Source organism: Streptomyces sp. NPDC031426, from assembly GCF_055581585.1.
This window is the reverse complement of the sequence record NZ_JBVIJE010000009.1, coordinates 56,354-80,212: the sequence shown is the minus strand read 5'-3', so window position 1 is coordinate 80,212 and position 23,859 is coordinate 56,354. Positions and strand designations below refer to the sequence as shown.

General features: G+C 72.7%; 27 protein-coding genes. 6 read left to right on the top strand and 21 right to left on the bottom strand.

Annotated features, from left to right (window positions below; all coding sequences use genetic code 11):
• Window positions 1–51: 51 nt before the first annotated feature.
• The 5 genes from trpM to ACZ5NH_RS20245 form a co-directional block, all read right to left on the bottom strand.
• On the bottom strand, window positions 52–240 hold the full coding sequence (gene trpM, locus ACZ5NH_RS20265) for a tryptophan biosynthesis modulator TrpM (RefSeq protein WP_388621355.1): 189 nt from the start codon (window positions 238–240) through the stop codon (window positions 52–54).
• A gap of 21 nt (window positions 241–261) precedes the next feature.
• Entirely contained in the window at window positions 262–1,071 is an 810-nt protein-coding gene (gene trpC, locus ACZ5NH_RS20260) for an indole-3-glycerol phosphate synthase TrpC (protein ID WP_055708900.1), read from the bottom strand.
• 134 nt (window positions 1,072–1,205) lie between these two features.
• Entirely contained in the window at window positions 1,206–1,655 is a 450-nt protein-coding gene (locus ACZ5NH_RS20255; protein WP_451004068.1) for a DUF2752 domain-containing protein, read from the bottom strand.
• 127 nt (window positions 1,656–1,782) lie between these two features.
• Complete coding sequence (locus tag ACZ5NH_RS20250) at window positions 1,783–2,043, bottom strand: HGxxPAAW family protein (protein ID WP_468777034.1); 261 nt, start codon at window positions 2,041–2,043, stop codon at window positions 1,783–1,785.
• A 171-nt stretch (window positions 2,044–2,214) separates the two neighbouring features.
• Window positions 2,215–2,853: a TIGR02234 family membrane protein gene (locus ACZ5NH_RS20245; RefSeq protein ID WP_468777395.1), complete on the bottom strand. Its 639-nt coding sequence runs from the start codon at window positions 2,851–2,853 to the stop codon at window positions 2,215–2,217.
• Between the two features lie 261 nt (window positions 2,854–3,114).
• Between ACZ5NH_RS20245 and ACZ5NH_RS20240 the strand changes: the two genes are divergently transcribed.
• Window positions 3,115–4,335: a S53 family peptidase gene (locus tag ACZ5NH_RS20240; RefSeq protein WP_468777032.1), complete on the top strand. Its 1,221-nt coding sequence runs from the start codon at window positions 3,115–3,117 to the stop codon at window positions 4,333–4,335.
• A 6-nt stretch (window positions 4,336–4,341) separates the two neighbouring features.
• Here the strand turns inward: ACZ5NH_RS20240 and ACZ5NH_RS20235 are convergent, their stop codons facing one another.
• Together ACZ5NH_RS20235 and hisI are read right to left on the bottom strand one after the other, a co-directional pair.
• A complete protein-coding gene (locus ACZ5NH_RS20235) occupies window positions 4,342–5,820 on the bottom strand; it encodes an anthranilate synthase component I (RefSeq protein ID WP_468777030.1) in 1,479 nt (492 codons plus the stop codon).
• An 11-nt stretch (window positions 5,821–5,831) separates the two neighbouring features.
• Entirely contained in the window at window positions 5,832–6,233 is a 402-nt protein-coding gene (hisI, locus tag ACZ5NH_RS20230; protein WP_388621365.1) for a phosphoribosyl-AMP cyclohydrolase, read from the bottom strand.
• Between the two features lie 83 nt (window positions 6,234–6,316).
• Between hisI and ACZ5NH_RS20225 the strand changes: the two genes are divergently transcribed.
• Window positions 6,317–6,952, top strand: coding sequence for a TIGR03085 family metal-binding protein (locus ACZ5NH_RS20225; protein WP_388621367.1), 636 nt, complete (start codon window positions 6,317–6,319; stop codon window positions 6,950–6,952).
• A gap of 15 nt (window positions 6,953–6,967) precedes the next feature.
• On the opposite strand, the gene ACZ5NH_RS20220 is transcribed toward ACZ5NH_RS20225, so the two are convergent.
• From ACZ5NH_RS20220 to hisD, 10 genes are all read right to left on the bottom strand, one after another.
• On the bottom strand, window positions 6,968–8,209 hold the full coding sequence (locus ACZ5NH_RS20220) for an MFS transporter (protein WP_468777028.1): 1,242 nt from the start codon (window positions 8,207–8,209) through the stop codon (window positions 6,968–6,970).
• 15 nt (window positions 8,210–8,224) lie between these two features.
• Entirely contained in the window at window positions 8,225–8,812 is a 588-nt protein-coding gene (locus tag ACZ5NH_RS20215) for an ArsR/SmtB family transcription factor (RefSeq protein ID WP_388621371.1), read from the bottom strand.
• An 84-nt stretch (window positions 8,813–8,896) separates the two neighbouring features.
• On the bottom strand, window positions 8,897–9,652 hold the full coding sequence (gene hisF / locus ACZ5NH_RS20210; protein WP_388621373.1) for an imidazole glycerol phosphate synthase subunit HisF: 756 nt from the start codon (window positions 9,650–9,652) through the stop codon (window positions 8,897–8,899).
• Between the two features lie 6 nt (window positions 9,653–9,658).
• Window positions 9,659–10,054: a RidA family protein gene (locus ACZ5NH_RS20205; protein ID WP_450980651.1), complete on the bottom strand. Its 396-nt coding sequence runs from the start codon at window positions 10,052–10,054 to the stop codon at window positions 9,659–9,661.
• Window positions 10,051–10,776 (bottom strand): bifunctional 1-(5-phosphoribosyl)-5-((5-phosphoribosylamino)methylideneamino)imidazole-4-carboxamide isomerase/phosphoribosylanthranilate isomerase PriA, encoded by a 726-nt coding sequence (priA, locus tag ACZ5NH_RS20200; protein ID WP_388621377.1) that lies wholly within the window; start codon window positions 10,774–10,776, stop codon window positions 10,051–10,053. Before priA ends, ACZ5NH_RS20205 begins: the two co-directional genes overlap by 4 nt.
• A 3-nt stretch (window positions 10,777–10,779) precedes the next feature.
• A complete protein-coding gene (gene hisH, locus ACZ5NH_RS20195; protein ID WP_388621379.1) occupies window positions 10,780–11,427 on the bottom strand; it encodes an imidazole glycerol phosphate synthase subunit HisH in 648 nt (215 codons plus the stop codon).
• Window positions 11,418–11,582, bottom strand: a complete 165-nt coding sequence (locus ACZ5NH_RS20190) for a hypothetical protein (protein WP_362112798.1) — start codon at window positions 11,580–11,582, stop codon at window positions 11,418–11,420. Before ACZ5NH_RS20190 ends, hisH begins: the two co-directional genes overlap by 10 nt.
• 4 nt (window positions 11,583–11,586) lie before the next feature.
• A complete protein-coding gene (gene hisB / locus ACZ5NH_RS20185) occupies window positions 11,587–12,180 on the bottom strand; it encodes an imidazoleglycerol-phosphate dehydratase HisB (RefSeq protein WP_030783530.1) in 594 nt (197 codons plus the stop codon).
• Window positions 12,177–13,289, bottom strand: a complete 1,113-nt coding sequence (locus ACZ5NH_RS20180) for a histidinol-phosphate transaminase (protein ID WP_468777025.1) — start codon at window positions 13,287–13,289, stop codon at window positions 12,177–12,179. Before ACZ5NH_RS20180 ends, hisB begins: the two co-directional genes overlap by 4 nt.
• A complete protein-coding gene (hisD, locus tag ACZ5NH_RS20175) occupies window positions 13,286–14,611 on the bottom strand; it encodes a histidinol dehydrogenase (RefSeq protein ID WP_388621383.1) in 1,326 nt (441 codons plus the stop codon). The genes ACZ5NH_RS20180 and hisD overlap by 4 nt, the downstream gene beginning before the upstream one ends.
• Window positions 14,612–14,774: 163 nt before the next feature.
• On the opposite strand from hisD, the gene ACZ5NH_RS20170 reads away from it, so the two are divergent.
• The 4 genes from ACZ5NH_RS20170 to ybaK all read left to right on the top strand — a co-directional run bounded on the left by ACZ5NH_RS20170 (window position 14,775) and on the right by ybaK (window position 19,678).
• Complete coding sequence (locus ACZ5NH_RS20170; RefSeq protein ID WP_388621385.1) at window positions 14,775–16,352, top strand: oxidoreductase; 1,578 nt, start codon at window positions 14,775–14,777, stop codon at window positions 16,350–16,352.
• A 954-nt stretch (window positions 16,353–17,306) separates the two neighbouring features.
• Complete coding sequence (locus tag ACZ5NH_RS20165; RefSeq protein WP_388621387.1) at window positions 17,307–18,368, top strand: hypothetical protein; 1,062 nt, start codon at window positions 17,307–17,309, stop codon at window positions 18,366–18,368.
• A gap of 11 nt (window positions 18,369–18,379) precedes the next feature.
• On the top strand, window positions 18,380–19,120 hold the full coding sequence (locus ACZ5NH_RS20160; RefSeq protein WP_388621389.1) for an LON peptidase substrate-binding domain-containing protein: 741 nt from the start codon (window positions 18,380–18,382) through the stop codon (window positions 19,118–19,120).
• 51 nt (window positions 19,121–19,171) lie between these two features.
• Window positions 19,172–19,678 (top strand): Cys-tRNA(Pro) deacylase, encoded by a 507-nt coding sequence (ybaK, locus tag ACZ5NH_RS20155; protein ID WP_450980658.1) that lies wholly within the window; start codon window positions 19,172–19,174, stop codon window positions 19,676–19,678.
• Window positions 19,679–19,764: 86 nt separating this feature from the next.
• Here the strand turns inward: ybaK and ACZ5NH_RS20150 are convergent, their stop codons facing one another.
• From ACZ5NH_RS20150 to ACZ5NH_RS20135, 4 genes are all read right to left on the bottom strand, one after another.
• Window positions 19,765–20,436, bottom strand: a complete 672-nt coding sequence (locus ACZ5NH_RS20150) for an AAA family ATPase (RefSeq protein WP_468777022.1) — start codon at window positions 20,434–20,436, stop codon at window positions 19,765–19,767.
• Between the two features lie 34 nt (window positions 20,437–20,470).
• Complete coding sequence (locus tag ACZ5NH_RS20145) at window positions 20,471–21,292, bottom strand: ABC transporter permease (protein WP_468777020.1); 822 nt, start codon at window positions 21,290–21,292, stop codon at window positions 20,471–20,473.
• Window positions 21,293–21,368: 76 nt separating this feature from the next.
• Complete coding sequence (locus ACZ5NH_RS20140) at window positions 21,369–22,382, bottom strand: ABC transporter ATP-binding protein (RefSeq protein WP_468777018.1); 1,014 nt, start codon at window positions 22,380–22,382, stop codon at window positions 21,369–21,371.
• Between the two features lie 81 nt (window positions 22,383–22,463).
• The gene (locus tag ACZ5NH_RS20135) at window positions 22,464–23,678 is read right to left on the bottom strand and encodes an NYN domain-containing protein (RefSeq protein ID WP_388621399.1); all 1,215 of its coding nucleotides are present in this window, start codon (window positions 23,676–23,678) and stop codon (window positions 22,464–22,466) included.
• Window positions 23,679–23,859 lie beyond the last annotated feature (181 nt).

The window sequence follows — 23,859 nt, the reverse complement described above, 5'->3', positions numbered from 1 at the left end:
TGACTGCGGGCCGTCAGTGGCTTGTCGCGCCCGCGCGGCGGTAGCCGCAAATCAAACAGAGCCCCGCGCCCCTTGGGTTGGCTGCTGCCATCGCATGCCGTTGACCTGCCCGGGCTCATCGCCGATGACGTACCGCACCCTGCGGCCGTGGACGCGCCTCGCCGGGGCGCGGCAGCCCCTTGGGCGGCAGCCGCGCGCCAGGCGGGCGTACCGGTCGACGGTCGTCACGGTGAGAGTCATCGGGGTCAGCCTACCGAATGATCAGCTCCGGCCGTGCCGCAGCGCGGGGTGCTCCCCCGCGGCGACCAGGTCGGCGACGGCGGTCTTGGGGTCGCGCCCGGTGACCAGGGACTCGCCGACCAGGACCGCGTCGGCGCCGGCGTTGGCGTAGGCGATCAGGTCGTGCGGGCCACGGACACCGGATTCGGCGACCTTGACGATGTGGTCGGGGATCTCCGGCGCGACCCGCTCGAACGTGCCGCGGTCCACCTCAAGGGTCTTGAGGTTGCGCGCGTTGACGCCGATGACCTTGGCGCCCGCGTCCACGGCCCGCTCGACCTCGTCCTCGTCGTGCACCTCGACGAGCGGGGTGAGCCCGATCGACACCGCGCGCTCGATCAGCGACTCCAGGGCCGGCTGGTCCAGGGCGGCCACGATCAGCAGGGCGAGGTCGGCGCCGTACGCCCGGGCCTCCCACAGCTGGTACGACGTGACGATGAAGTCCTTGCGGAGCACCGGGATGTCCACGCGCGCGCGGACGGCCTCCAGGTCGGCCAGCGAGCCGCCGAAGCGGCGCTGTTCGGTGAGGACGGAGATGACGGCCGCGCCGCCCGCCTCGTAGTCCGCGGCGAGCCCGGCCGGGTCGGCGATCGCCGCCAACGCGCCCTTGGAGGGGCTGGAGCGCTTGACCTCGCAGATCACCTTGACGCCGTCGCCCTTGAGCGCGGCCACCCCGTCCTTGGCGGCGGGAGCCTTGGCCGCGCGCTCCTTGAGCTCGTCGAGGCTGACGCGTGCCTGCCGCTCCGCGAGGTCGGCACGGACTCCGTCGATGATCTCGTCGAGCACACTCACGCGAGCGGCCCCCTTTCAGACGGTGGTTCCTTCAGGTTTTGAAAACCCGTGGTCATTGCGATGGTATCCGCAGGAGCGCGGAGCCCTCGCATCCGGTGGACGCCGGTCCCACTACCTGGACCTCCACTATGTGATCAAGGGTGCAGCCAGCCGCCCGAGGGCAGGTTCCGGACAGCCGTGAACACCAGCAGCAGCGCACCGAGCGCCCACAGGTGCGCCGGCCGCGGATCGAGCCGCACCGGCCGGCCGCGCACGGCGTGCACCACCCATACGGTCCACAGCACCGCGAAGCCCAGGTAGGCGGCCACGCCCAGCGCGTTGTCCCGCAGCGCGGTGAGCAGGTCGCCGTGGACGAAGGCGTGGGCGCTGCGCAGTCCGCCGCAGCCGGGGCAGTACAGGCCGGTGATCCGGTACAGCGGGCAGACCGGGTAGTGGCCGGGCTCGTTCGGGTCGACGGCGCCCACGTAGGCGAAGGCCCCGGCGACGGCCGCGAGGAGCCCCGCCGGGACGGCGAGGCGCCGCCACACCGGGCCGGCGGGCGCGGTACGGGCGACGAGCGGGAACGGACGGCTCTCGGCGTTCACCCGATCATTGTCCTCCGCGGTCCGGCGGCACGCGCGTCCGGCCACCGGAATCCCCTGGACACCGCGAGGGGCGGCCCGCACCCTCCGCGGGTGCCGGGCCGCCCCTCGGGGATGCGGTGTCCGGGCTTCAGCTCTCCGCGCCGGCCGGCTCACGGGTCGCGAGGGGGGCACCGCTCAGCTGGAGAGGGACCTGCTTCTGGCCCATGCCCATGGCGCGCATGATGCCGCCGACCACCGCGCCGCCGAGGATCAGCACCATGCCGGCCCAGAAGCCGACCGGCTGGGCCATCACCATGAAGGCGCCCGCGACGCAGAAACCGATGAAGGAAATGATGACACCGGTCCAGGCGGCCGGGGTGTGACCGTGGCCGTGGCTGCTGCCCGCCATGTCTGTGCTCCTCGTTGCTGTGTACGTGTCCCAGAAGAGCGGCGTACGTGTCGTACGGCTCCGAGCCCGACCGTCACTGTCCGAGCCGGACGCTCGTCGTCCATTGTCCCGTACGCGCGCCCGTGCCGGACGCGGGGGTGGCGTCTGGTTCGCCACACCCGGGCCCTCGGTTCAGGTCCCGGTGGGGTCCTCTCCCCGGTCCAGGGCCTTCCAGATCTCCTCGGGCCGTTCCGGGTCGACCGGGCGGGCCTTGCGGCGCGGGCGGTCGGTGCCGCGCTCGTAGCGGCCGGACATGGCGGGCCACAGGTTGCCGTAGCGCAGCGCCAGCAGGCCGGCCAGCAGGATCAGCAGTCCGCCGGCGGCCGCGACGTAGGGCCAGCCGGTGTGGCTGAGCGCGGCGACGGTGGCCGAGGTGTCGCCGCTCGCCTGTGCGGCCTTCTCGTCCAGCGCCGAGCTGTCGGAGGCGGACACGAGCGCGGCGGCCATGATGCCGGCGCCGGACAGCGCGAGCAGCCCGGCGACGACCAGCCGGCCGGCCCTGCGGACGGCGAAGACGGCGACGAGCGCGGCGAGGCCCACTATGGCGAGGGCCGCGGGGACGCCCGTGATGTCGCTGCCCTTGGCGGTCAGCGGGAACGCGCCGCCGGCCACCGTCGCGGTGCCCTCGGCCCAGCGCTGCCGGGTGGCGAGCAGCGCCACGGCCGCGCCGAGCGCACCGCACAGGAGGGCCACGGCGAGGCTCCGCCGGCCGGAGCGGACGGGCTCGGCGGCTTCGGTACGAGGGTGAGGAACAGCAGTCACGCACTCCACTATCGCCTGAACCCCGTGCGAACCGTCACCCGGGTCCGTCAAGCCATGGGTGGGTCGAGTTTCGGCCATGATCCGCTCACGAACCGCACATGAACGTCCCAGGAACCGCAAAGGAACGTTCGCAGTTCAACATCCATCTTGTTGACGTGGCCCCGCCATCCGTACGTTCTGCGCCACCGCGGCACGACACCACACGCCGTGGTGGCACTCGCGCACCCCCCACAGCCCTTCCCGGTTCACCCACCTCGCGGAGGACGTACGTTGCGCAGAACCGCTTCCCTCACCGCCGTGGCCACACTCGCCACGGCCGCCCTCGCCCTGGCCGCCCCGGTCGGCCAGGCCGCCCAGGCCACCGCCTCCTCGTCCCACGGCGTCGCCGTCGCGCATGCCTGCGGCGCCCCGACGCAGAAGGGCGAGATGGCCTGCAACGCCCTCAAGGTCACCTCGGGCACCCCGAAGTCGGCGCACGCCGAGAGCGATCAGACCGCGGCCGCCGCGCCCTCCGGCTACGGCCCGGCCTCGCTGCAGGCGGCGTACAACCTGCCCTCCGCGAGCGGCGGTTCGGGACAGACGGTGGCGATCGTCGACGCCTACGACGACCCGAACGCCGAGTCCGACCTCGCCGTCTACCGCTCCCAGTACGGCCTGTCCGCCTGCACGACCGCCAACGGCTGCTTCAAGAAGGTGGACCAGAACGGCGGCACCAAGTACCCGCGCGGCAACTCCGGCTGGGCCGAGGAGATCTCCCTCGACCTCGACATGGTCAGCGCGGCCTGCCCGAACTGCAAGATCCTGCTGGTGGAGGCGAGTTCCTCCAGCATGACCAACCTGGGTACGGGCGTGAACACCGCGGTCCGGCTGGGCGCGAAGTTCGTCTCCAACAGCTACGGCGGCTCCGAGTCCGCCAGCGACGCGACCTACGACTCCTCCTACTTCAACCACCCGGGTGTCGCCATCACCGTCTCCTCCGGTGACAACGGCTACGGCGTCGAGTACCCGGCGGCCTCGAAGTACGTGACGGCGGTGGGCGGCACGTCCCTGAACACGGCCTCCAACTCGCGCGGCTGGACGGACACGGTGTGGAGCGGGGCCGGCTCCGGCTGCTCCGCGTACGACGCCAAGCCCAGCTGGCAGAAGGACTCCGGCTGTGCGAACCGCACGGTCGCGGACGTCTCGGCGGTCGCCGACCCCAACACCGGTGTCGCGGTGTACGACACCTACGGGCAGGGCAGCGGCTGGATGGTCTTCGGCGGCACCAGCGCCTCCTCCCCGCTGATCGCGGCGACCTACGCGCTGGCCGGCGCCCCGTCCGCCGGCTCCTACCCGGCGTCCTTCCCGTACGCGCACACCTCGGCGCTGAACGACGTCACCAGCGGCTCCAACGGCAGCTGCGGCGGCTCGTACCTGTGCACCGGCACCACCGGGTACGACGGGCCGACCGGGCTCGGCACCCCGAACGGCACCGCCGCGTTCACCGGCTGAACTCCCCTATGAGTTGAGCCTGTTGGCCGTGTGCACCGCGCGGAGGACCGCCGCCGCCTTGTTGCGGCACTCCTGGTCCTCCGCCACCGGGTCGGAGTCGGCGACGATGCCGGCTCCGGCCTGCACGTATGCCGTGCCGTCCCGCAGCAGGGCGGTGCGGATGGCGATCGCGGTGTCGGAGTCGCCCGCGAAGTCCAGATAGCCGACGCAGCCGCCGTACAGGCCGCGCCGGGACGGCTCCAGTTCGTCGATGATCTGCATCGCGCGGGGCTTGGGGGCGCCGGAGAGGGTGCCCGCCGGGAAGCACGCGGTGAGCACGTCGAAGGCCGTGCGGCCCTCGGCCACCCTGCCGGTGACGGTCGAGACGATGTGCATGACGTGCGAGTAGCGCTCGATGGACATGAAGTCGACCACCTCGACGGAGCCGGGCTCGCAGACCCGGCCGAGGTCGTTGCGCCCGAGGTCGACGAGCATCAGGTGCTCGGCGCGCTCCTTGGGGTCGGCCATCAGCTCCTCGGCGAGGGCCTGGTCCTGCTGCGGGGTGGTCCCGCGGGGCCGGGTGCCGGCGATGGGGTGGACCATCGCGCGTCCGTCCTCGACCTTCACCAGCGCCTCGGGGGACGAGCCGACGACGTCGAAGCCCTCGAAGCGGAACAGGTACATGTACGGGGAGGGGTTCGTGGCCCGCAGCACCCGGTAGACGTCGAGGGCGCTCGCGCTGCACGGGGTCTCGAAGCGCTGGGAGGGCACGACCTGGAAGGCCTCGCCCGCGCGGATGCGCTCCTTGACGTCCTCGACGGCCACCTGGAAGTCGGGGCCGCCCCACAGCGCGGTGTACTCGGGCAGTTCGGAGGGCGGCAGCACGGCAGGGGGCTGGGCGACCGCGCGCGTGAGGTCGGCCTCCATGGCGTCGAGCCGGGCCACCGCGTCGGCGTAGGCCTCGTCCACACCGGTGTCGAGGTCGTTGTGGTTGATCGCGTTGGCGATCAGCAGGACCGAGCCCTCCCAGTGGTCCATGACGGCGAGGTCGCTGGTCAGAAGCATGGTCAGCTCGGGCAGCTTCAGGTCGTCGCGCTCGCCGGGGCCGATCTTCTCCAGGCGGCGGACGATGTCGTAGCCCAGATAGCCGACCATGCCTCCGGTGAAGGGCGGCAGTCCTTCCTGCTGCGGGGTGTGCAGGGCCTGGATCGTGGCGCGCAGGGCCTTCAGGGGGTCGCCGTCCGTGGGCACGCCGACCGGCGGCGTGCCGAGCCAGTGCGCCTGTCCGTCGCGCTCCGTCAGCGTCCCGGCGGACCGGACGCCGACGAAGGAGTACCGGGACCAGGAGCGGCCGTTCTCCGCGGACTCCAGCAGGAAGGTGCCGGGGCGCTCGGCGGCCAGTTTGCGGTACAGCGCGACCGGGGTGTCGCCGTCGGCGAGGAGCTTGCGCGTCACGGGGATGACGCGCCGGTCGGTGGCGAGCTTGCGGAAGGTCTCGAGGTCCATGGCGGCCGACCTTACTGATCAGATGCCGGAGCGGCGGAATCGGCGTCCTTGAGGAGCACGTCCTCGTCGAAGCAGGTGCGCGCCCCGGTGTGGCAGGCCGCGCCCACCTGGTCGACCTTGACCAGGACGGTGTCGGCGTCGCAGTCCAGCGCGACCGACTTCACCCACTGGACGTGACCCGAGGTGTCGCCCTTGACCCAGTACTCGCGGCGGCTGCGGGACCAGTAGGTGCAGCGGCCGGTGGTCAGGGTGCGATGCAGCGCCTCGTCGTCCATCCAGCCGAGCATGAGCACCTCACCGGTGTCGTACTGCTGGGCAATGGCGGGCAGGAGACCGTCCGCGCTGCGCTTGAGGCGGGCGGCGATCTCCGGGTCGAGGCTGCTGGGCCGGGGAGTCCCGGTCGTACTGGTCATGGATGCCATTGTGCCGCGCGGGTACGACAACGCCGGTGCCGTGTCCACTGCGCGGACCGAGCACCTGGTCGTAGGCTGACTCCATGTCGACCTTCGCCAAGCGTGAACGGCTCCTGCTCGCGGACCTCTTGGAAACCGTTGGTCCGGACGCCGACACCCTCTGCGAGGGCTGGCGGACCCGGGACCTGGCCGCGCATGTCGTCGTGCGCGAGCGCCGCCCGGACGCGGCCGGGGGCACGCTGATCAAGCAGCTCGCGCCGCGCCTGGAGAAGGTGATGGCCGAGTACGCCGCGAAGCCGTACGAGGAGCTGATCCAGCTGATCCGTACCGGCCCGCCGCGCTTCTCCCCCTTCCAGCTCAAGCAGGTCGACGAGGCGGCCAACATCGTCGAGTTCTACGTCCACACCGAGGACGTCCGCAGGGCCCAGCCGGACTGGAGCCCGCGCGAGCTGGACCCCGTCTTCCAGGACGCCCTGTGGTCCCGGCTGGAGCGCACCGCGCGGCTGGTGGCCCGGGGTGTGCCGACGGGCCTGGTGCTGCGCCGCCCGGACGGGCAGACCGCCGTGGCACACCGGGGCGCGCCGGTGGTCACGGTGACCGGCGAGCCGTCGGAGCTGCTGATGTTCGTGTTCGGGCGGCAGAACGCGGCCGAGGTGGAGGTCGAGGGCGAGACGGACGCGATCACCAAGCTGACCGAGTCCAGGCAGCTGGGCATCTGAGCGTCTTCAAGGAGTTCAGCCCGGGAGTTCCGCGCGGCGCAGGGACGGTACGGCGAGGGCGACGACCCCGCCCAGGGCGCAGACGCCGGCGCTGACGGCGTAGACCGGCCCGAGCCCGAAGGCGCCGATCGCGGCCGCCGCGAGCGGCATGGACAGCGGGGTGAGGCCGAGGCTGATCATGCTGGAGACGGCGGTGACCCGGCCCAGATGGGCGGGGTCGGCATGGGTCTGCAGCAGGGCCCCGCACAGGGCGCCGCTGAGCCCGGTGAGCAGGCCGACGAGCAGGGCCGTACCGACGGCCGCGGCCAGGGTGGGTACGAACGCGAGGGCGCCGACGGCCACGGCCCCCACGGCACACGCCCACCCGGTGACCAGCCCGGCGCGCGGCAGCCGCCCCCGGACCGCCAGCAGCAGCGAGGCCGCTCCCGCGCCGGTCCCGAATCCGGCCAGCACCCAGCCCATGCCGGAGGCACCCCAGCCGCGCCGCTCGGCGAGCAGGGTCAGCCCGACGTTCAGCGGGCCGACGAAACCGAGGTCGCCGAGGGCGATGGCCAGCATCAGCGGGGCGAGGACGCGGTGGCGGCGGATGTGGCGCAGTCCGGCGCCGAGGTCACCCCAGGCGCTTCCCGACGCCTCGGGCCTGTCGTCCTTCGGCAGGTCCCGTACCCGCACCGAGAGCAGCAGGGGCACCGAGACGGCGATGAGCAGCCCGGCGAGGGCGAACGCGGTCGCGGCTCCGCCGACGGCCACGCCGAGCCCGCCGAGCGGGGCCCCGGCCACGCCGGCGAACCGGATCGCGAGGCCGCGCATCCCCTGGACCCGCGCGAGCTGGCCCTTCTCGGTGAGGCGGGCGGGCAGGGCGCCCACGGCGGGCATGAACACGGCGTCGACCGTGCCGAAGACCAGTGCCAGCACGGCGAGCGGCCACAGTCCCGGGCTGGTGAGGAACAGCAGGGCGGCCACGGCGAGGACGGCCGCGCAGCGCACGGCGTCGCTGCCGATGACGACGAGACGCGGCCCGAACCGGTCGGCGATCACTCCGCCGCCCAGCATCAGTACGGCCCTGGGCAGCGCGCTTGCGGACATCACGAGGCCGGCCTGTGCGGGCGTTCCGGCCTGTACGGCGGCCCAGGACAGGGCGAGGTAGTACACGCTGTCGCCGAGCATCGAGGAGGTGTAGGCGGCGAGCCAGCGCAGGACGTCGGGGTCGCGGTGGGCCTGTGGCGCGGTCGCCGACGGGGTGAGTGTGGCGGTCACGGGAGAGGGGGCCTCTCAGATGCGGAACGGGAAGCCGTACAGGTAGAGCGCCACGTGCTCGCGTCCCTCGGTCTCGCCCGCGGCCTCGGCGGCCCGGCCCCGCTCGTCGAACTTGCGCAGGACCGCATCCAGCTCGTCCTTCAGCGCGGTCAGCTCCGCCGGGGTCAGCCGCATCCAGGACTCGGTGTCCACCGACGCGGTGTTCCACTCGGGCCCCCAGGTGGGGCGTTCGTCCAGGTAGCGGCGGTACTGGTCGGCCCGCTGATCGTGGAAGAGACGCGTGGCCGCGAGGTGTGCGGCGGCCTTTCCCGGCTCTCCCCGGAAGTCCTCGTCCCGGATGCGCACCCCGTCGGACGCCGGCTGCCACCAGCGCTCCCGCCCGTCCGCCGTCTGCGGCTCGGCCTCCTCGATCAGCCCGTGGTCGGCGAGCTTGCGCAGGTGGTAGCTGACCAGGGACACCGCCTCATCGACGTGTTCGGCCAACTGGGAGGCGGTGGCCACCCGCTCCATACACAGCAGCCGGTACAGATGGGCGCGCAACGGGTGCGCGAGGGCCTTGAGCGTGCCCACGTCCGTGATCCGGCGCTCCTGTTCACGAGGCATACCCCGACCCTAGATACGAAAGAAAGGTTGCACAACAGATTTTGCGCAACCTCTCTTTCGTATCTGCCCAAGCCCGGCGCAGCGTCAGCGCACGGGGTGCCCCGCCGCCCGCAGCGTCTCCTTCACCTCGCCGATCCGCAGATCCCCGAAGTGGAACACCGACGCGGCCAGCACGGCGTCCGCGCCCGCCTCGATCGCCGGCGGGAAGTCGGCCAGCCTGCCCGCGCCACCCGAGGCGATCACCGGGACGGTCACGTGCTTGCGCACCGCCGCGATCATCTCCAGGTCGTAGCCGTCCTTGGTGCCGTCCGCGTCCATGGAGTTCAGCAGGATCTCCCCGGCGCCCAGCTCGGCCGCCCGGTGCGCCCATTCGACGGCGTCGATGCCGGTGCCGCGCCGGCCGCCGTGCGTCGTCACCTCGAAGGAACCCGACTCGGAGCGGCGCGCGTCCACCGACAGCACCAGCACCTGGCGGCCGAAGCGCTCCGCGATCTCCCGGATCAGGTCGGGACGCGCGATCGCCGCCGTGTTCACGCCCACCTTGTCGGCGCCCGCCCGCAGCAGCTTGTCCACGTCCTCGGCCGTACGGACGCCGCCGCCGACCGTCAGCGGGATGAACACCTGCTCCGCGGTGCGCCGCACCACGTCGTACGTCGTCTCCCGGTCGCCCGAGGACGCGGTGATGTCCAGGAACGTCAGCTCGTCGGCGCCCTCGGCGTCGTACACCTTGGCCATCTCGACGGGGTCGCCCGCGTCGCGCAGGTTCTGGAAGTTGACGCCCTTGACGACCCGGCCGTTGTCCACGTCCAGGCAGGGGATGACTCGGACCGCCAGGGTCATGACTGCTCAGGCTCCTCTGAATGCTTCAAGTTCCACTTCCACCAGGATGCGCGGATCGACGAACCCCTCGACGACCAGCAGGGTCGACACCGGGCGCACGGAGTCGAACAGCTCCTTGTGCGCCCGGCCGACGGCGTCCACGTCCCGCACATGGGTCAGGTACATCCGCGTACGGATCACGGACCCGATGCCGAGCCCGAACTCGCCGATCGCCTCGATGGCGCTGGTGAACGCCACCTTGGCCTGTTCGTACGGGTCGCCCTCGCCGTACAGGACATCGCCCCGGAAGGACGTCGTGCCGGCGACCAGCACGCGGTCCCCCGCCGCGACGGCACGTGCGAAACCGAAACTCTCTTCCCAGGGACTTCCGCTCTGCACACGCCGCACGGCTTCGGACGTCATGACGACACAGCCTCCAAGGCCTCTTCCAGGGTGAATGCCTTCGCGTACAGGGCCTTCCCGACGATGGAGCCCTCGACACCGAGGGGTACCAGCCCGGCGATGGCGCGCAGGTCGTCCAGGGACGACACGCCGCCGGAGGCCACGACCGGGCGGTCCGTCGCCGCGCACACGTTCTTCAGCAGCTCCAGGTTGGGGCCCTGGAGGGTGCCGTCCTTGGCGATGTCGGTGACGACGTAGCGGGCGCAGCCCTCCTTGTTGAGGCGCTCCAGCGTCTCGTAGAGGTCGCCGCCGTCACGGGTCCAGCCGCGGCCGCGCAGGGTCGTACCGCGCACGTCCAGGCCGACCGCGATCTTGTCACCGTGCTCGGCGATGACCTTGGCGACCCACTCGGGGGTCTCCAGGGCGGCCGTGCCGAGGTTCACCCGGGTGCAGCCGGTGGCCAGGGCGGCGGCCAGCGAGGCGTCGTCGCGGATGCCGCCCGACAGCTCCACCTTGATGTCCATCGCCCCCGCGACCTCGGCGATCAGCTCACGGTTGTCGCCGGTGCCGAAGGCCGCGTCCAGGTCGACCAGGTGCAGCCACTCGGCGCCGGAGCGCTGCCAGGCGAGGGCGGCCTCCAGCGGGGAGCCGTAGGAGGTCTCGGTCCCGGACTCGCCGTGCACGAGGCGGACGGCCTGGCCGTCGCGGACGTCGACGGCGGGGAGGAGTTCGAGCTTGGCCATGGTCTACAGGGTTCCGATCCAGTTGGTGAGGAGCTGGGCGCCGGCGTCGCCGGACTTCTCGGGGTGGAACTGGGTGGCCCACAGGGCGCCGTTCTCCACGGCGGCCACGAACGGCTTGCCGTGCGTCGACCAGGTCACCTTGGGGGCGGCGATCAGCGGGTTGTGCGACTCCAGAGCCCAGTCGTGGACGGCGTAGGAGTGCACGAAGTAGAAGCGGGCATCGGCGTCGAGGCCGGCGAACAGCTCGGAGTCGGCGGGGGCGTCGACGGTGTTCCAGCCCATGTGGGGCACGATCTCGGCCTGGAGCGGTGCGACCGTGCCGGGCCACTCGTCCAGGCCCTCGGCCTCCACGCCGTGCTCGATGCCGCGCGCGAACAGGATCTGCATGCCGACGCAGATGCCCATCACGGGCCGTCCGCCGGACAGCCGCCGGTCCACCACCCAGTCACCGCGCGCGGCGCGCAGGCCCTGCATACAGGCGGCGAAGGCGCCCACGCCCGGCACGAGCAGTCCGTCGGCGTTCATCGCCTTGTCGAAGTCGCGCGTGATCTCGACATCGGCGCCCACGCGCGCGAGGGCACGTTCGGCGGACCGGACGTTGCCGAAGCCGTAGTCGAAGACCACGACCTTCTTGGAGTCGGTCAATTCCACACCCCCAGCCGCATGACGCCCGCGACCAGGCACAGGCCCGCGCCGATGGAGAGCAGCACGATCAGGCTCGCGGGCATCTTCTGCTTGACGAAGGAGACGATGCCGCCGACCAGGAACAGACCGACGACGATCAGCAGGGACGAGAGGCTGTTCATGGGTTTACAGCGCGCCCTTCGTGGAGGGGAGGATGCCGGCCGCGCGCGGGTCGCGCTCGGAGGCGTAACGCAGCGCCCGGGCCAGCGCCTTGAACTGGCACTCCACGATGTGGTGCGCGTTGCGCCCGTACGGCACGTGCACGTGCAGCGCGATCTGCGCCTGGGCGACGAAGGACTCCAGGATGTGCCGGGTCATCGTGGTGTCGTACTCGCCGATCATCGGCGCCATGTTCTCGGGCTCGGTGTGCACGAGGTACGGGCGGCCGGACAGGTCGACGGTCACCTGGGCGAGGGACTCGTCCAGCGGCACCGTGCAGTTGCCGAAGCGGTAGATCCCCACCTTGTCGCCGAGCGCCTGCTTGAAGGCGGCGCCGAGGGCGAGGGCGGTGTCCTCGATGGTGTGGTGGGAGTCGATGTGCAGATCGCCGTCGGTCTTCACGGTCAGGTCGAACAGCCCGTGCCGGCCGAGCTGGTCGAGCATGTGGTCGTAGAAGCCGACGCCGGTGGCGATGTCGGTCCTGCCGGTGCCGTCGAGGTCTATCTCGACGAGGACCGAGGTCTCCTTGGTGGTGCGCTCCACGCGTCCAACGCGGCTCATGCCTCAAGCTCCTTCTTCAGTTCCCGTACCGCGTCGAGGAACGCGTCGTTCTCCTCCGGGGTGCCGGCGGACACCCGCAGCCATCCCGGTACGCCGTTGTCCCGGACCAGGACGCCCCGGTCGAGGATCTTCTGCCAGGCCTCGTGGGCGCTCGCGAACCGGCCGAACTGCACGAAGTTCGCGTCGGACTCGGTGACCTCGTAGCCGATCGCGCGCAGCTCGGCGACCAGCCGGTCCCGCTCCGCCTTCAGCTGCTCGACGTATCCGAGCAGGGTGTCGGTGTGCTCCAGGGCGGCCAGCGCGGTCGCCTGGGTGATCGCCGAGAGGTGGTACGGCAGCCGGACGAGCTGGACGGCGTCCACGACCGCCGGGTCGGCGGCGAGATAGCCGAGGCGCAGGCCCGCCGCGCCGAACGCCTTCGACATCGTGCGGGAGACGACGAGGTGCGGGCGGCCCTCCAGCAGGGGCAGCAGCGAGTCGCCGTGGCTGAACTCGATGTACGCCTCGTCCACGATCACCATCGACGGCTTGGCCGCCTGCGCCGCCTCGAACAGCGCGAGGACCGTCTCGGGCGGGACCGCGTTGCCCGTGGGGTTGTTGGGGGTGGTGATGAAGACGACGTCCGGCTTGTGCTCGGCGATCGCCTCGACGGCCGCCGCGACGTCGATCGTGAAGTCCTCGTTGCGCGGACCCGAGATCCAGCCGGTGCCGGTGCCGCGTGCGATGAGCGCGTGCATCGAGTACGACGGCTCGAAGCCGATCGCCGTACGGCCCGGCCCGCCGAAGGTCTGCAGCAGCTGCTGGATGACCTCGTTGGAGCCGTTGGCGGCCCACACGTTCTCGATGCCGAGCGGGTACCTGCCCGTCCTCGTCAGGTACTTGGCCAGCTCGGTGCGCAGCTGGACCGCGTCCCGGTCCGGGTAGCGGTTCAGATCGCGGGCCGCATCCCGCACCCGCTCCGCGATCCGCTCGACCAGCGGCTCGGGCAGCGGGTAGGGGTTCTCGTTGGTGTTCAGCCGTACGGGGACGTCCAACTGGGGCGCGCCGTAGGGGGACTTGCCGCGCAGCTCGTCCCGTACGGGAAGATCGTCGATCCTCACGTCGCTCACTTGCTCTCGGGTACCTTCCAGCCGAACCTCGCCTTGATCGCCGCGCCGTGCGCCGGCAGGTCCTCCGCCTCCGCCAGCGTCACCACGTGATGGGCGACCTCGGCGAGCGCGTCCTTCGTGTAGTCCACGATGTGGATGCCGCGCAGGAAGGACTGGACGGACAGGCCCGAGGAGTGGCAGGCGCAGCCGCCGGTGGGCAGGACGTGGTTGGACCCGGCCGCGTAGTCGCCGAGCGAGACGGGGGCCCAGGGGCCGATGAAGATCGCGCCCGCGTTCTTGACCCGGTCGGCGACCTCGGAAGCCCGAGCGGTCTGGATCTCCAGGTGCTCGGCGCCGTACGCGTCGACGACCCTGAGGCCCTCCTCGATGCCGTCGACCAGCACGATCGCGGACTGCCGGCCCTTGAGGGCGGGCACGATCCGGTCCTGGACGTGCCGGGTGGCCGCGACCTGTGGCTCAAGCTCCTTCTCCACCGCCTCGGCCAGCTCGACGGAGTCGGTGACCAGGACGGCCGCCGCGAGCGGGTCGTGCTCGGCCTGGCTGATCAGGTCGGAGGCCACGTGCACCGGGTCGGCGGTGTCGTCGGCGAGGATGGCGATCTCGGTCGGGCCGGCCTCGGCGTCGATGCCGATCCTGCCGGTGAAGAAGCGCTTGGCGGCGGCGACCCAGATGTTGCCGGGCCCGGTGACCATGTTGGCGGGCGGGCAGGACTCGGTGCCGTAGGCGAACATCGCGACGGCGGTGGCGCCACCGGCCGCGTACACCTCGTCCACGCCGAGCAGCGCGCAGGCGGCGAGGATCGTCGGGTGCGGGAGGCCGCCGAACTCGGCCTGGGGCGGGGAAGCGAGCGCGATCGACTCGACCCCGGCCTCCTGGGCCGGCACGGCGTTCATGATCACGGAGGACGGGTAGACGGACCGGCCGCCCGGCGCGTACAGCCCGACGCGCTCGACCGGCACCCACTTCTCGGTCACGGAGCCGCCCGGCACCACCTGGGTGGTGTGGGTGCTGCGGCGCTGCTCGCGGTGGACCAGGCGGGCGCGGCGGATGGACTCCTCCAGCGCGGCGCGCACGGCCGGGTCGAGGGCGTCCAGCGCTTCGGTGAGCGCCTCTGCCGGGACACGGACGGATTCCAGCCGTACTCCGTCGAACTTCTCGGCGAAGTCGATCAGCGCCGCGTCGCCACGATGATGCACGGCCTCGCAGATCGGACGCACCTTCTCCAGGGCGGCCTGAACATCGAAGTCGGCTCGGGGCAGCAGGTCGCGCAGGGCGGGGCCCTCGGGAAGGGCGTCGCCGCGCAGATCGATTCGGGAAATCACAGCCCCAATTCTCTCAGACCGCCGTCGCGGGCCGTGGACGCGTATCAATGGCTGATACAGAACGTGGCGGAACTTGGAAGATCGTCTTCACGTCTAGTGTTCCGGGCGTCACTCAACGGGCATGAACGGCTGTACGCGAGCACTGGACCAGGAGAGGACGAAGGTGACCGAGGGGACCGGCGTCGTCGCCGGGGACCTGCCGGACGAGCTGACCGCGGCCGAGGCGGGCATGTGGCAGGGCTTCCGCAACGGCAGTGTGTACGACCTGAGCTGCGGGGACACCGTGGTGGACGATCCGCACGGCGGACACCCCTGGGGTCCGGAGCGCACGGTGCGGGCGCGGATCGTGGCGTGGCTGCTGCTGGACGGCCCGCCGGCGCTCGCGGGCCGGGTGTCCTCGCTGAAGCTGACCGGCGTGCGGATCACCGGCACGCTGGACCTCTCGGGCGGCACGGTACGGCCGTACGTCGAGCTGCGCGGCTGCCGCTTCGACGAGGAGGTCCTGCTGCCGGAGGCCCGGTTCACGACCCTGCGCATGGTGGACTGCGCGGTGCCCCGGCTGGAGGCGGCCCGGGTGCACACCGAGGGCGATCTGCACCTGCCGCGCTGCCGGTTCCAGAACGGGGCCCGGCTGACGGACGCGCACATCGGCACCGATCTGATGCTCAACGAGGCGGTGGTGTACCGCGACCGCAGCGGGCGGTCGATCTCGGCGGACGGCATGACCGTCGGCCAGGACCTCCAGGCGGAGATGCTGCAGTCGCACGGCGAGCTGCGGCTGCGCGGCGCCAAGGTGGGCGTCTCCCTCAGCCTGCGCGGCGCGAACCTGGACAACCCGTACTCCCGCTACGCCCTGAACGCCCCTCAGCTGACCGTCGAGCGCACCCTGTACCTGACCCCGGCCGGCGTCGGCAGCCCGCTGCTGAGCGGCACGACACCGGCGCGCGGGACGCGGATCCAGCGCTTCGACTGCCGGGGCGGGATACGGCTGGACGACGGGCGGTTCGGGGACGCCGTCGACTTCGAACGGGCCCGGTTCACCCTCACCGACGACCAGGAGCTGTCGCTGCGCCGGGTGCACGCGTCGGAGCTGCGCTTCCTCGGGGACGGGCCGCAGCTCGGCAAGGTGGTGCTGTCCGGCGCGCGGATCGTCAGCCTGGTGGACCGGGCGGCGAGCTGGCCGGGCCCCGGCAATCTGCACATGGGCGGCTTCGTGTACGAGAACCTCGTCCCGCGCGGCCCGTTCCCGCTGGCCGGCCGGCTGGACTGGGTGGCGGCGGCCACCGCGGAGTACGCCCCGGAGCCGTACGAGCGGCTGGCGGCGGTGCTGCGGGCGGCCGGGGAGGACGAGGACGCGCGCGAGGTGCTGCTCGCCAAGCAGCGCCGGCGCCGCGAGACGCTGCCGCTGGCCGGGAAGTTCTGGGGGTACGTCCAGGACTGGACCGTCGCCTACGGCTACCGCCCCGGCCGGGCCGCGGTGTGGATGGCGGTGCTGTGGGCGGCGGGCACGCTGGCGTTCGCCCACGCGGACCATCCGCCGACGAGCCACGACGCTCACCCCTACTGGAGCCCGGCCCTGTTCACCCTGGACCTGCTGCTGCCGGTGATCGACCTGGGCCAGGTCGGCCAGTGGCAACTGCGGGGCGGCTGGCAGTGGCTGGCGTCCGTGATGATCCTCCTCGGCTGGATCCTGGCGACGACGGTGGCAGCGGGCGCGACCCGGCTGCTGCGACGCAGCTGAGCGCCGGGGCGCGCGGAGGACGGCCGCTGGGGCAGAGGCAGGCCGCGGTGGTATGGGGCGCGGCGCGGAGGCCAGCCGCCCAGGCAGCACGGGCGCCGCAGAGGAGGCCGCCAGCTAGCGCGGGCGCCGCGGAGGAGGCCACCGGGGCGCAGACCGGACGAAGGCGGACCACCCGGGACTGCACGAACGGCGCAGAGGAGGCCGCCAGCGAGCGCGGGCGCCGCAGAAGAGGTCGCCGGGGCGCAGGTCGGGCCAGGGCGGCCACCCGGGAATCCGCGGGCAGCGCTGAGGCGGCCCGTCGGGGGCGCGAGAGCGCAGGCGGCGCGGACGAGCAACCGGGTTGCGCGGGCAGCAATGAGGCGGCCCGCCGGGGGCGCGAACGCCGGCCACCGGGCGCGCGACACAGCGGACGGCCACCCGAAGAGCGCGGGCGCCGCGGCGGCGAGCAACCGGGTTGCGCGGGCAGCGCTGAGGCGGCCCGTCGGGGGCGCGCGAGCGCAGGCGGCGCGGACGAGCAACCGGGTTGCGCGGGCAGCAATGAGGCGGCCCGCCGGGGGCGCGAACGCCGGCCACCGGGCGCGCGCGACACAGCGGACGGCCACCCGAAGAGCGCGGGCGCCGCGGCGGCGAGCAACCGGGTTGCGCGGGCAGCGCTGAGGCGGGCTGCCCGCGGGGCGTGAACGCCTGCCGTCGGGCGTGCGACGCGGAGGACCGCCACCCGAGGAGCGCGGGGTGCATAGACGACGGCCGCCCGGAGCGCGGGCAGCGCTGAGGACGGCCGCCCCGGGGCGTGCGACGGCGGTGGGCCGGGCCTCCCAGGGTTCGCGGGTGACGCGAAAGCCACATACGTCTCAAAGGTTGAACAATCACCTTTACCGGTCCTTGACCGTCCCCCATACAACTTTCCATGACTTGCCCAAAGCCTCTGGCGCGCGGCCGACCTGCGGTCTTTCAATGGTCGGCACCATGGTTCTGCTCCCCTCGTTCATCCGCCCCACCCGGATGACCAAACGCTCCGCGCGCCCGGCCGGCCGACCGCCGACCGGGGACGAGGTCGTACTCGACGCACCCGACGACCGTCTCTCGCCCGCGCTGGTCGCGGCCGGCCGGGGCGAGTACCAGGCCGCGGCCGCACTGCTCGCGACCACCCGCACCGGCGGCGAGTGGGAGAACCGCGACCGGTACGTCCGGCATCTGGCCGCCTTCGCCCGTTCGCGTCCCGAGTGGTTCGAGTCCTGGCGGGCGGCCGCCCCGGCGAAGCCCGACGCGCTGCTGGTCGAGGCACAGCTGGCCGTGGACCGCGCCTGGCCCTCGCCGGCCCGCGCCGAGCTGCTGCGCGAGGTGAGCCCGCTGATCACCGCCGCCGCCCGCGCCGACGACCGAGACCCGGTGCCCTGGCGGATCGCGCTCGACCATGCCCGCGGCTCGCGGGCCGGTCACCGGTACTTCGAGGAGCTGTGGGAGGCGGCCGTCCGCCGCGCCCCGCACCACTACGGCTGCCACGTGGCCGCCCTGCGCTACCTGGCCAGCTTCCGGCGCGGTTCCCACGGCGCCTGCTTCGACTTCGCCGAGCTGGCCGCGCAGGACGCCCCGGCCGACTCGCTCGTCCAGGCCCTGCCGGCCCGGGCCGCCTTCGGCTACCTGATCGACGGCAGCGGCCAGGAGATCCCGCGCCCCCGGCTGAACGCCGCTGCCGACCGGGCGCTCACGCTCTCCGCCCGCTTCCCCACGGCCGACCCGTGGGCCGCACAGGTCCGCAACAAGCTCTTGTACGTCCTGCTGCGCCTGCACCGCTGGGAGGACGCGCGCGCCGAGCTCAGCCGGATCGGCCCCTACGCCACGTCCTTCCCCTGGGAACGGTTCTCCGAGGACCCGCTCGGCCACTTCCTGCGGCTGCGCGAGCACCTGCTGACGGCGGGATCCCGCCCCGCCCCCGCCGGCCTCATGGCCCTGATGAGCGCGTCTGAAGCCACCCTCGACGAGCGCGGCGGACACGCGCCCGCCGGTGACCACTAGGCTGGGGCGTCGTGACCACCGTCCGTCTCCCGCTCTTCCCGCTGAACACGGTGCTGTTCCCGGGGCTCGTGCTGCCGCTGAACGTCTTCGAGGAGCGCTATCGCGCCATGATGCGCGAGCTGCTCAAGACACCGGAGGACGAGCCGCGCCGGTTCGCCGTCGTGGCCATCCGCGACGGCTACGAGGTGGCGCCGAGCGCCCCCGGCATGCCGGACCCCACGGCGCAGCCCGACCGGGGGCCGGCCGCCGGCTTCGGCCCGGACCCCCTGAAGTCCTTCCACGGGGTGGGGTGTGTGGCGGACGCGGCGACCGTCCGGGAGCGGGCCGACGGCACGTTCGAGGTGCTGGCGACGGGCACGACCCGCGTGCGGCTGCTCTCCGTCGACGCGTCGGGCCCGTTCCTGACCGCGGAGCTGGAGGAGCTGCCGGAGGAGCCGGGCGACGAGGCGGGCGCGCTGGCCGAGGGGGTGCTGCGCTCCTTCCGCCAGTACCAGAAGCGACTGGCGGGCGCGCGGGAGCGCTCGCTGTCGACCGGCGCGGAGCTCCCGGACGACCCTTCGGTGGTGTCCTACCTGGTGGCGGCGGCGATGGTGCACGACACGCCGACGAAACAGCGACTGCTCCAGGCCCCCGACACCGCGTCCCGCCTGCGCGACGAGCTGAAACTCCTTCGCGCCGAGACGGCCATCATCCGTAGTCTTCCGTCTCTGCCCGCCTTCGAGCTGACGCGGGCGCCGACGAGCTTGAACTGACGACGACGGCGGGACGGGCCCGAGACGAGGAAGAACCGCGGAGCAGGACGGATGGCGAAGAAGTCGAAGAAGCAACAGCAGCAGTCCGGCGGCACCCCCGCGACGGTCGCCCTGTCCTCGGCCGGCGTGGACTTCACGGTCCACTCCTACGACCACGACCCCTCCCACCCCTCCTACGGCGAGGAGGCGGCGGAGGCGATGGGCGTCTCCCCCGACCGCGTCTTCAAGACCCTGGTGGCCGACGTCGACGGCACCCTGACCGTTGCGGTGGTCCCGGTGTCCGGCTCCCTGGACCTGAAGGCGCTCGCGGCGGCGGTGGGCGGCAAACGAGCCACGATGGCCGACCCGACCCTGGCGGAGCGCACCACGGGCTATGTCCGCGGCGGCATCTCACCCCTGGGCCAGCGAAAGAAACTCCCGACGGTCCTGGACGACTCCGCCGGGACCCACGAAACGATCTGCATCTCAGCAGGCCGCCGGGGCCTCGAGGTGGAACTGTCCCCAGCGGCCCTGACCGAACTGACGAACGCGGTGCTGGCACCTATCGGGCGGGGCTGACGGAGGGCGGAATTCCGCCGTCTGCCGGGGGCCGACCGAGTCGGCTGGGTGGGAAGCGGGCGGCCCCGGGGGCGGAGCCCCCCTGGTCACGGGGTCGGCGTCCCGGGGTCGCCGGTGCCGAACTCGGGATCGCCGGGGCCGAACTCGGGGTCTCGGGGGCCGAACAGTGCCGTGAGGCCCAGGTGGACCAGCAACGCGCCCAGCGGCCAGGCCAGCAACGCCCCCTTGGCGTTCAGCTTCAGCGGCGCCGAGAAGGTGACGCCCTTCCCCACCGCCTTGGCATGCGCGAGCACGTCGGACATGGGCCCGAGCCACACCCCCAACCGCCACGCCAGCACCGACCCGAGCAGCGCGCCCAGCCCGAGCGCCACCACGACCGGCACACCCCCACGCCGCCGCAGCAGGAAGACCACCACCGCGCTGACGAGCCCGAAGCCCAGCCCCAGCAGGGTGAAGGTGCCGTCCACGCCGGCCGCTTGCTCGCCCTCGCTGTCCTTGAGGTAGACGACCCAGCTGCCGTCGACCACATCGCCGACCAGCGGCACATGCGGCGCCAGCCACCACCACAGCAGCCCCAGCAACACCCCGCCCAGCGCCACCGCCACCGTGATCACGGCGGCATCCCGCAGTTCGGTCTTCATCCCGGGGCCGTCCTGTTCGTACACGCCCCCGGACATCCCGGCAGGCGGCGGCGCCTGCCAGACATCGTCCGGGGACTGGTTGTGCGGCGGCGTAGGCGGAGTCAACGGTGCGGTCACCCTGACATCGTGCCAGGTCGCGCTGTGCGCCGCGTCACCGGACGGCGGCCCTGCGGTACGCCCGGGCCGCCACGGCCAGCGAGACGACTCCGACACCGGCGCACACTCCCAGGTCGATCAGCACGACGGCCCAGTCCGGATGGGCCCCGAAGGTGCGGGCGTACGCCTCCACACCGTACGTCGACGGCAACAGGTCCCGCGCCAGCCGTACGACCTCCGGCATCCGGTCGGCCGGCAGCACACCCAGCAGCAGCGCCGCCGACATGCCCAGTTGCCCGAGCAGCGTGGCCAACTCGGGCCGCGGCGCGAGCAGCCCGCAGGCGGCGCCGAGTCCGGACAGCGCGGCCCCGGCGAGCGGGATCACGGCCAGGAGAATCCACAGATTGCCCAGCGGCAGCCCGAACAGGACGCACCCGAAGACGGCCGTCACCAGCGCCCCCGGCACGGTGAAGGAGGCGTACGCCGCCGCCGCGCCCAGCACCACGGCCGCGGGCGGCACCGGCAGGGTCGCGTAGTGGTCGAGCCCGCCGCTCGCCCGCAACTGCCCGAAGTACTGCGCCAGCAGATTCAGCGCCACATACGCGACGACCAGCACCGACGACCCCGCCACCACGGACTGGGCCTCACTGCCGCTGTCGACGACGCCCCGCATCATCACGGTGATGCCGACGGACTGGAAGGTCGCCACGAACAGCAGCGGAATCCGGGCCACCCGGGCCCGGGACAGCTGCGCCCGGTAGACGGCCGCCAGCGACGGCCACAGCCGGGCGGCCGGCCCGAGTTCGGCCGCGCCCGGTGCCGTCTCCGGCACGGCCGGGGCACCGCCCGGCAGAACCTCCGCGGGTACGACACTCACGTCGAGCTGCCCCTCTTCCCTACCGCAGTCGCGTAGACCGGCGTACAGACCCATACGCACCGCACGTCCGCCGCGCTCACGCCTTCACCAACCCCTTCCGGGCCGCGCCGCCGAGCGCCAGGTAGACGTCCTCCAGGCTGGGCGTGGCGAGCGTGAAGTCGTCCAGGGCGGCGAAGGCGGCCCCACCGGTCACGGTGGCGACGGCGGCCCGGGCCTCCTCGGGCGCGAGCCGCAGCGTCCAGCGCCGGCCGGACTCCACGGCGCGCTCGCGCAGCGCGGCGACCTCGGGCACCTGGAGCGGCGCCCGGTCCCGCCACACCAGCTCGACCCGCACCTCTCCGGCGACCCGTTCCTTCAGCCCGGCCGGGGTGTCACAGGCGATCACCCGGCCCTGGTCGATGACGGCGACCCGGTCCAGCACGGTCTCGGCCTCGATGACGTTGTGGGTGACCAGCAGCACGGTCGTACCACGCTCGGCGCGCCGCCGGTCCACGGCCGCCCAGACCGCGCGCCGGGCCACCGGGTCCATGCCGGTGGTCGGCTCGTCCAGCACGAGCAGCGGGCGCTCGCCGACGAGGGCGGCGGCGAGGCAGGCGAGCCGCCGCTGCCCGCCGGACAGCTTCTTCAGCGCCCGCCCGGCGATCGGCGTGAGCCCCAGCTCCTCCAGGACGGCGTCGCGCTCGGCCCGGGCCCGCGTCACGTCCAGGCCGCGCAGGCGTCCGGTGGTCTCGGCGGCGAGGGAGACGGTCAGCTCGTCCAGCGCGGAGGACTCCTGCCCCAGGTAGGCGAGGAGGCGCGCGGCCCGCTCGGGGTGCCGGACGATGTCGTGCCCGAGGATCTGGATGCTGCCGGTGTCCGGCCGGAGCAGCCCGGTGAGCTGCCGTACGAGCGTGGACTTGCCGGCGCCGTTCGGCCCGAGCAGCCCGAACACCTCGCCGCGCCGCACGTCCAGGTCGACCCCGTCGGTGGCCCGCACCTCGGGGGTGCCGGGCACACCCCGCCGGCCCTTCACGGCCGGATAGGTCTTGCCGAGCCCGCGCACGCGTACGACCTCGTCATACCGAGGTGCCTGTGCCGCGCGCGTACTCACAAGGGACGAGAGTACGGGGTCGGACCGCTTTACTCGTCTTTGGGGCCGGTTCCGTACGCGACCGGTAAGAAATCCCCGCCGTCACTCCCCCGTCGCGCTCTCCGCCGCCGCCGGAACGTCGATCTCCCGCCAGAACCCCGCCCGAATGGCGTAACGGTCGTGCTCGTCGATCTGGTCGTCCTTGTGGGCGAGCAGCCCGAACCGCGCGGCGTACCGCAGCAGCTCGCCGTCGATGCGGTGGGGGATGCGCGGATACAGCTGCGAGAGCCTCTGCAGCTGGCCCTGGTCGCCGAGCCGGGACATCCAGCGGCGGGCGAAGACCTGTCCCACCTCGTAGGGGTCGCCGCCGACGGTGGTGATGTCCTCCTCACGGTCGGCCCACCGCTGCTCGGCCGTGGTGAGCTGGGCGAGCGTCGGCATGGCGGCGACCTCGGGGGGCTCGACCGCGCCCGGCCGGTCCACCCAGCCCTTGTCGGAGGACCAGCGCAGGGTCGCGGTCGCGGGGTGCTGGGCGGACGGGGCGCCGGGGGCGCGCAGCGCGGCGAGGTCCTTCGGGGTGGGGACGCCCTTGTGGCCGGTGGCCCGCTCCTGGGTGCCGTTCTCCGTCACCGCGGCGGCCGACTGGGGCGCGCCCTGTTCGGCCGGCCGCTCGCCCGCCGTGCCGAGCGCGGACTCGGGCAGCGGCGCGGAGAGGATAGCGGCGATCTCGGGCCGGGGCACGGGCGGCGGGGCGCAGACGCCGGTCAGTTCCTTGGCGCGGACGGCCTGGGTGATCCAGGCGCGGTCCAGCACACGCCGCTCGTCGGCCTCGGCGACCAGGTCCTCGGACTGGTTGTAGTCGCCGTCGGCGGCCTGTACGGCCCACAGGTGGACGGCGACGCCGTGCTCCTTGGCGGCCATCATGCCGGGCAGCAGATCGCCGTCACCGGTGACGAGGACGATGTCGGAGCAGGCGCGGTTGCGGGCCAGCTCGGTCAGCTCGGCGTGCATGGCCGCGTCCACGCCCTTCTGCGCCCAGCGCCCGTCGCTGCGGGTGAGGGCGCCGAGCCGGACGGTGACCCGGGGCATCACGCGCAGCCGGCGATGCTCCGGTTGGGGGACACGGTCGGGGGCGCCGTCGAACCAGTAGATGCGCAGCAGGGGACGCTCGGTGTCGGACTCCGCGCGCACCCGCAAGGCCTGGATCAGCGCGGTGTGGTCGACGGTGATCCGGGACCGCGAGGGCTCACCGGCGAGGAGGCTGGCGGCGGCTCCCAGCAGGTACCCGGCGTCCACCAGGACGATGCAGCGGTCCACGCGACTCACCCTCTTCCCGGGAGGTTTTGCTTCGGACTTCCTTCGAGTCTGCCCGACGGCGCGGGGGTTAACGGCCCGAACTCGATCTTCGGCGTGGCGTTTCCGGATCCCGCTCGCCCACCCGCCCTGTCACACACGGTAATTATCCGACATGCGCTTGATGTCAGCGTATGTGAATCTG

Coding starts and splice junctions, on each gene's coding strand:
- trpM (WP_388621355.1), bottom strand. CDS start 240: ATGACTCTCACCGTGACGACCGTCGACCGGTACGCCCGCCTGGCGCGC.
- ACZ5NH_RS20250 (WP_468777034.1), bottom strand. CDS start 2,043: ATGGCGGGCAGCAGCCACGGCCACGGTCACACCCCGGCCGCCTGGACC.
- ACZ5NH_RS20235 (WP_468777030.1), bottom strand. CDS start 5,820: ATGGACCTCGAGACCTTCCGCAAGCTCGCCACCGACCGGCGCGTCATC.
- hisI (WP_388621365.1), bottom strand. CDS start 6,233: ATGACCAGTACGACCGGGACTCCCCGGCCCAGCAGCCTCGACCCGGAG.
- ACZ5NH_RS20225 (WP_388621367.1), top strand. CDS start 6,317: ATGTCGACCTTCGCCAAGCGTGAACGGCTCCTGCTCGCGGACCTCTTG.
- ACZ5NH_RS20215 (WP_388621371.1), bottom strand. CDS start 8,812: ATGCCTCGTGAACAGGAGCGCCGGATCACGGACGTGGGCACGCTCAAG.
- hisF (WP_388621373.1), bottom strand. CDS start 9,652: ATGACCCTGGCGGTCCGAGTCATCCCCTGCCTGGACGTGGACAACGGC.
- ACZ5NH_RS20205 (WP_450980651.1), bottom strand. CDS start 10,054: ATGACGTCCGAAGCCGTGCGGCGTGTGCAGAGCGGAAGTCCCTGGGAA.
- priA (WP_388621377.1), bottom strand. CDS start 10,776: ATGGCCAAGCTCGAACTCCTCCCCGCCGTCGACGTCCGCGACGGCCAG.
- ACZ5NH_RS20190 (WP_362112798.1), bottom strand. CDS start 11,582: ATGAACAGCCTCTCGTCCCTGCTGATCGTCGTCGGTCTGTTCCTGGTC.
- hisB (WP_030783530.1), bottom strand. CDS start 12,180: ATGAGCCGCGTTGGACGCGTGGAGCGCACCACCAAGGAGACCTCGGTC.
- ACZ5NH_RS20165 (WP_388621387.1), top strand. CDS start 17,307: ATGGTCGGCACCATGGTTCTGCTCCCCTCGTTCATCCGCCCCACCCGG.
- ybaK (WP_450980658.1), top strand. CDS start 19,172: ATGGCGAAGAAGTCGAAGAAGCAACAGCAGCAGTCCGGCGGCACCCCC.